Source organism: Acidovorax sp. NO-1 (assembly GCF_000238595.1).
Taxonomy (GTDB): domain Bacteria; phylum Pseudomonadota; class Gammaproteobacteria; order Burkholderiales; family Burkholderiaceae_C; genus Acidovorax.
Window position 1 is genome coordinate 1 of record NZ_AGTS01000139.1, and the last position, 5,457, is coordinate 5,457.

Below are 5,457 nucleotides of genomic sequence, written 5' to 3' on the forward strand. Positions count from 1 at the left end.
AGCAGAAATCCTCTCGAAACATCCTGAAAACCATTGCCCGCGACACACTGGGGTAGAAGCGATGTATGTCAGTCTTGATGACGGGGTGCCTACCAACGTGCTGGTGCGCGTTGTCAGCGTAGGAACGTCCCTTCTGTGAGAAGACGTAGTCAGGAACTTCAATCCGCGAAAGCAGCTTGGCGAGCCTGCCATGCACCGCATTCATCCAGTGGATGGGAGCCTGGATGTCCCGCGGCTTTTCACCTTTGGTTTGCCAGGTTCGGTACCCTTGCGAGGAAAGTAGGCTGGGTATCGCATCCCAGTCCAAGCCAAGTGCGCGTTTGAACTGCTCCTTCCCCTGAATTCGGTACAGGGGGGATTGGTTAAGCGGGTACCGCTTAGCTTGCGCTGCCAACGGCGTCGCGCTCCTGCAGCCACTCCAGTAGCCGAAGAATCTTGTCAGCGGCAGCTACTCGGAGCTTTTCGCCAGGTTTGCGGGAGGTCTCCATGGATTCGGAGAAAAGCAGGATGGAGGACACAGGCATCTTGAATACCTCTGCATACTTCTCCAAAAGTTCCAAACCTGGCGTTTTATCGCCTTTTTCCAGCTCACTCAGATAGGAGTTGGAGATGCCCAAGCGCTTGGCCAGGTCCACCTGTGTGAACTGGTGATAGGTGCGCAGCATGCGCAAAGCTCGGTTCAGCATGGCACTTCTCAATATGAAATAAAGGGGTGACGAATCACCTCAGAAAGAAGTCGATGAGCTTGGCCACCGCATGAACCAGCCTGACCACAGCAGTGGCAAGACGAATGGTTTCCGGTCGCACAAGCCAAGATTTCTTACGATGGCTCTTCGTCTCCCGCCGCAAGGGAGGTTTGAAAACGTCTTTCATGACGTGCTCCTAGTTGCACCAATCAACATACACACCATGTGCATGCCGTGGCTGTCGCCCACAACTAGGCAGAGCAATGCGGCGGTTTTCCCCCTTCACTTCCAGATGCCAGCCCGGGGTCGCCCGGGCTGGCTCGCATCGCTGTCGACCATCAGCGCAGGGCATAGTGCCACGGGCGTCGGGACGAGAGCTAGCGAGTAGTTAGAGCCTTGCGGCTCCACAGGGCACCGAAGCACCCCACACAGTCGACAGTTGTCTCTGCTAACCTCGGGGTTGATTGTAGCCGAAGTATTTTGCCAAATCAACAATCAGTTTCGCTGTCAGCGAAGTATTTGCATCCGCAGTCAGTTCTTACGCCATCCCCTTACGCCATCCCCTTACGACAGGTCATTGAGAACCTCAAAAGCAGGCAAGTCTCGGCGGTTTTCCGGGATGACCTGGCCGATTGCCGGGCCGAAGTGCCCTTCAGCGATGCGCAGCCCGAAAAATGCGTTCACGTGCTTGGCGGCCAGAAGTGCGGGCACAAGAGCAGACAGCTCCTGTCGGTCGTTCATAAACGCTTGGGCTCGATAGCCAGTCACTTTGGCTCGACGTTGGTAGAGGATTCCCTTGCGGTCGAGACGGGTCATCAATGCTTCGAAGAACTCGGCCTTGGGCTGAACCTTGAGCCCTTGCTTTTTGATGTGCAGGCAATAGGCGGCGTACAGCTCATCCTCTGCAATTTCGTAGCGACCAAACTCCAGCACCTCAAAGAATCGGTCGACGGTGCGCACTGGTCGCACAATTTCTGCGGACAGCTCTGCTACTGACTGCGGCACGACAATGGTGCCAGCCTGAAGAACCTCGAGGGCGCCGTGCAACGCCCATGCGACCAGCAGCGGGTACTCAGCAGAACGGATTCTTTCGGCGATGCCCTGGATTTTTTCCGCCTCGGTCGGCTTGTACGTCATGTGCAACACGATGACGCGACGGACCATGGCATCCGAGTCGTCATCGAAATGTGGGGTGGGGTTCGAGGCTTGCGTAACGAGGCATGAGGGTCGCAAGCCGAATGGGTCGCGATACTTCGGATTGACAGTGAGCTCTTCCCAGCTGACGATGGTCTTGAGCATCTCGTTGTCCGTTTCCGGGCTCCCCTCGGCACCAATCATGGCCATCTTGCCAATGAGCAACTCCAGGTTCGACGGGATGGTCAAGTCTTTGAGGCGCAAGGCAGCGACCGCATCGTCCGTGACCAGCGACCGCAGCATTTGCACGACCATCCCCTTGCCGTTACCGCCGCCGCCGTACATGTACAGCATCTTTTCGGGGTTACCCACTTTGTGAACAACAAGGTGAAGACCAAACCAGCGCTGGAGCACCTTACGCTGGTCTGGGTCCAGTGACGTCCGAAGGAAGCGGAAAAGCAACGACTCGTCGCACTGATTGAGCTGCACTTCAAAGAACGCTTTGACGACGTCGTCGCAAGACACCGGCAAGAAGTGCAGGTTTTCGTTCTCAGGCTTGTGAGGCGCCACATTCAAGCCATTGGCGCCTTCGAACTCGAAAACACCGTCAGCGAGGGGGATGCCGTTGCAAACGCCGAAGGGCTTGAGAGCAAGCTCTTTGCGACCACTGGCAATCCACAGCGCCTGCATCGTGTTGTAGAAGCATGCGCTGGACTTGCTGCGGTACTCGCCAGAGCGGATACGCCTGTGCATACCGGTAGACACGCTCTGCAGCCAAACGTTGGCGTTAACCCAGCGCCTTCCATCCCAGAGATAAGGCTGGTTGTCGTAGCCGTAAGAGAACGTCTGCTCATTTGCCAAAGCAGCGGCCACGACGTCGACCAGCGAGTAGACGTCCGTGGCATGGTCCTCCTCGACCTTCAGGAGGACGGAACCGTCCGGCCGCAGAAGCTGCATCGTGTAGCGAAGCGTCTGGCTAGGCAAGACAGAGCTGACGATTTCAAAGGGCCCCGACTGCCCTGCTGGATGAATGACGATTTTGGTGGCCATGTGCCGATACTGGATGCTTGTTCTGACAAAGCATCCAGTATCGGCGATAGCAGTCTTATTTCTTTAGCAAAGCGAGACCATCTCAAGAAAAATTTTTGTTCTTAAATTTATCCAAGAAATAGCAGAAATAAATACAATAGTGACAAGCGGCACCACAGTCAGTCATGCCGGTTCTTTGAGCACAAAGGGAAGCGATGCACCTCAGATGGGAGTCCGCCAGCCGGTACTACGAAGCTGCCCTGCTGCAGGACTTGTTGGGCGACTGGGTACTCTCCACCGCTCGAGGAGGGCTACGCAACCGGCTGGGCGCCTTGCGCCACCTGGCTTTGCCATCAAGGGATGCTGCGGTCAAGGAGCTGGCCAGCCTGCACAAGCTGCGGCTGAGACGGGGGTACCGGTTGGTGGCAAGCAGGGATTTGCCGGCGGATACCACCGCCCTGCTGGAGGCCGACAAGGAATAGAGTTAGCACCAAGTGAGCTTGGGGCCATCCCCTGTGTGTGTCGATGTTGGAGCACTTCACGCACTTCGGGTTCGACGCCCCTGTCTAGTGGGCGGGGCTAACACCTCCGACGTCTAGCAAGCCGCACCTGTCTTGCATTTTGTGATTTGCAAGAATATAATGCAAAGCTCTATACGCAGCGTCTCAGTCAACACCTCAACGCCAAATGGACGCCTCTCCCGCCCCTACTGTCAACCTCGGCCTGCGAGTCAAGCATGCGCGAGAGCTGCTGGACCTGACCCAAGAACAGGTCAGTGTGGCCATGGGCTTCAAGGACCGGCAAACGCTGTCGGACATCGAAAACGGGAAGCGTGCGCTCAAGGCGGACGAACTGCTTCAACTGAGCGATGTTCTGGACCAAGACGTGGAGTTCTTCATTGACCCGTTCAGCGTCGTGGCCGAGGCACAGTATTCGTGGCGGGCGAGCGCGAGCTTGCCTGAGGAAGACTTGAACCGTTTCGAGCTGACTGCGAACAGCTGGATTGGGCTTCTGCGCTGGCTTCGTGCGCAAGAGCCCGGGGAGCATAGCCCGCTGGGGTTTGCCCTGCGAATCGACAGCGGCAGCAGATACGAGGCTGCCCAGCAAGCTGCAGAGCAGATGGTCAAACAGTACGAGCTTGGGGTCATTCCGGCCAAAGGCTTGGCTGAGTACATCGAGCGACAACTGGACATTCCAGTGCTGTTTGTCGACACGGGGCCTTCGATTGAAAAGACCGCCATTTCAGGTGCGGCCTGCCACTTGCCTGAGATGGGAGTCATCCTGGTCAATCGTCAGGAGAGTGCTGCACGCCGCAACTTCGACTTGGCCCACGAGTTGTTTCATGTGCTGACCTGGGAGCGAATGAAGCCTGCTCACAGGGAGTCCAACTCAGCAGGTGAGCGGGAGCGGACCAAGCGGGTCGAGCAACTCGCAGACAACTTCGCTGCGGCGCTGCTTATGCCTCGAGAGTCCCTGGACGAGCTGATTAACCCTGCGCGACTCACAGATGAGGACCATCTGGCCGACGTCGCTCAACTCCTGCAAGTGAGCGTCTCTGCCTTGGGCTGGAGACTGTTTTCGCTTGGTCGAATTGACAGCGCTGTGCGCGTGGCTCTGGCGCAGACGCAACGGAGGGATGTCCAAGACCAAACACCTAGGTTGTTCTCTGAAGTTTTTGTCAAGCAACTGCACGTTGCCCTCGATAAAGGGCGCTTGTCTGCTCGCAAGGCTGCCAAGGCCTTGGGCTTGAGCCTGCACGAGCTCTCGGAATTGTTTGTCGCCTACACGTTGCCCAAGCCTTTCGAACTCTGAACCGGCCCATGGCAAAGCAAACCGTCTTTTTGGACGCCAACATCATCATTGAGGCTTTCAGAATCGAGGTTTGGAAAGAGCTGGCACAGGGCTGGCAGCTAGAGACCGTAGCCAAATGCTCGGAAGAAGCCCTGACAGGGGATACTAGCCGCGCAGGACGAGTGCAGGTGGATGCGGCCCAGCTGCAAGCTGGATTGCACCAGGTCCACCCTGTAAGCCGTGCCGAGCGCAACAAGCTTCTCGCCAACTATCCGTCGTGTGCCAACTTGGACGATGGCGAGAAAGACCTTTTTGCTTATTTGAACGCGCACCGCCCGCTTCCCTCAGTGCTGCTTGTGAGCACTGCCGACAAAGGCGCCATAGTGCGCCTCCACGAATTGGGCTGGATTGACCACCTGACATCGCTTGAGGAGCTACTTCGCAAAACCACGGCAACCAACCTAAAGGTTGCCGCACTTGGTGACGCGTACTCTCTGAGGTTTCTGTCACGCGTGCGCACAGACGTTTTGATGGGTGTCATACCTTAAGCCAAACCTCGTGTCCAAATTGGACACGAGACTGCCAAGGCATCACATCACAGCTGCAACTCCCTGAGCTCCGAGTAGGACACCTCCCGACCGAGGTGGGTCTTAAGGATGTTGCCCAGCCTGACCTGAATGTGGTTGGAGGGCATGCCCAGCAGCGTGTCGTCTTCCGGTTTGAGCAACAAGGGGCGAGCGTGCTCCACGTAAACGGGGAGCACGTCCGTGACGGGCTGGGCCAGCCTGTTCTTGTTTCTGGCCGCCGCCTCAGATGA

General features: G+C 57.0%; 7 protein-coding genes. 3 read left to right on the forward strand and 4 right to left on the reverse strand.

Features of this window, described 5'->3' with window-relative positions:
- Positions 1–377 precede the first annotated feature (377 nt).
- From KYG_RS19295 to KYG_RS19300, 3 genes are all read right to left on the reverse strand, one after another.
- Complete coding sequence (locus KYG_RS19295; protein ID WP_237707299.1) at positions 378–665, reverse strand: helix-turn-helix domain-containing protein; 288 nt, start codon at positions 663–665, stop codon at positions 378–380.
- A 55-nt stretch (positions 666–720) separates the two neighbouring features.
- Complete coding sequence (locus tag KYG_RS24885; RefSeq protein ID WP_008906610.1) at positions 721–873, reverse strand: hypothetical protein; 153 nt, start codon at positions 871–873, stop codon at positions 721–723.
- A 377-nt stretch (positions 874–1,250) separates the two neighbouring features.
- Entirely contained in the window at positions 1,251–2,870 is a 1,620-nt protein-coding gene (locus KYG_RS19300) for a DUF5906 domain-containing protein (RefSeq protein ID WP_008906611.1), read from the reverse strand.
- A gap of 194 nt (positions 2,871–3,064) precedes the next feature.
- Between KYG_RS19300 and KYG_RS19305 the strand changes: the two genes are divergently transcribed.
- From KYG_RS19305 to KYG_RS19315, 3 genes are all read left to right on the forward strand, one after another.
- Positions 3,065–3,331 (forward strand): hypothetical protein, encoded by a 267-nt coding sequence (locus KYG_RS19305; RefSeq protein WP_008906612.1) that lies wholly within the window; start codon positions 3,065–3,067, stop codon positions 3,329–3,331.
- A gap of 205 nt (positions 3,332–3,536) precedes the next feature.
- Positions 3,537–4,661 (forward strand): ImmA/IrrE family metallo-endopeptidase, encoded by a 1,125-nt coding sequence (locus KYG_RS19310; RefSeq protein WP_008906613.1) that lies wholly within the window; start codon positions 3,537–3,539, stop codon positions 4,659–4,661.
- An 8-nt stretch (positions 4,662–4,669) separates the two neighbouring features.
- Entirely contained in the window at positions 4,670–5,188 is a 519-nt protein-coding gene (locus KYG_RS19315) for a hypothetical protein (protein ID WP_008906614.1), read from the forward strand.
- Positions 5,189–5,235: 47 nt separating this feature from the next.
- Here KYG_RS19315 and KYG_RS24755 read toward each other — a convergent pair.
- Positions 5,236–5,457 (reverse strand): hypothetical protein (locus tag KYG_RS24755; protein WP_008906615.1); only part of this gene is annotated, 222 nt, incomplete at its 5' end.

Bases quoted from the DNA above. Each gene is read 5' to 3' on its own strand.
- KYG_RS19315 (WP_008906614.1), top strand. From the start codon at position 4,670: ATGGCAAAGCAAACCGTCTTTTTGGACGCCAACATCATCATTGAGGCT.
- KYG_RS19305 (WP_008906612.1), top strand. From the start codon at position 3,065: ATGCACCTCAGATGGGAGTCCGCCAGCCGGTACTACGAAGCTGCCCTG.
- KYG_RS19310 (WP_008906613.1), top strand. From the start codon at position 3,537: ATGGACGCCTCTCCCGCCCCTACTGTCAACCTCGGCCTGCGAGTCAAG.
- KYG_RS24885 (WP_008906610.1), bottom strand. From the start codon at position 873: ATGAAAGACGTTTTCAAACCTCCCTTGCGGCGGGAGACGAAGAGCCAT.
- KYG_RS19295 (WP_237707299.1), bottom strand. From the start codon at position 665: ATGCTGCGCACCTATCACCAGTTCACACAGGTGGACCTGGCCAAGCGC.
- KYG_RS19300 (WP_008906611.1), bottom strand. From the start codon at position 2,870: ATGGCCACCAAAATCGTCATTCATCCAGCAGGGCAGTCGGGGCCCTTT.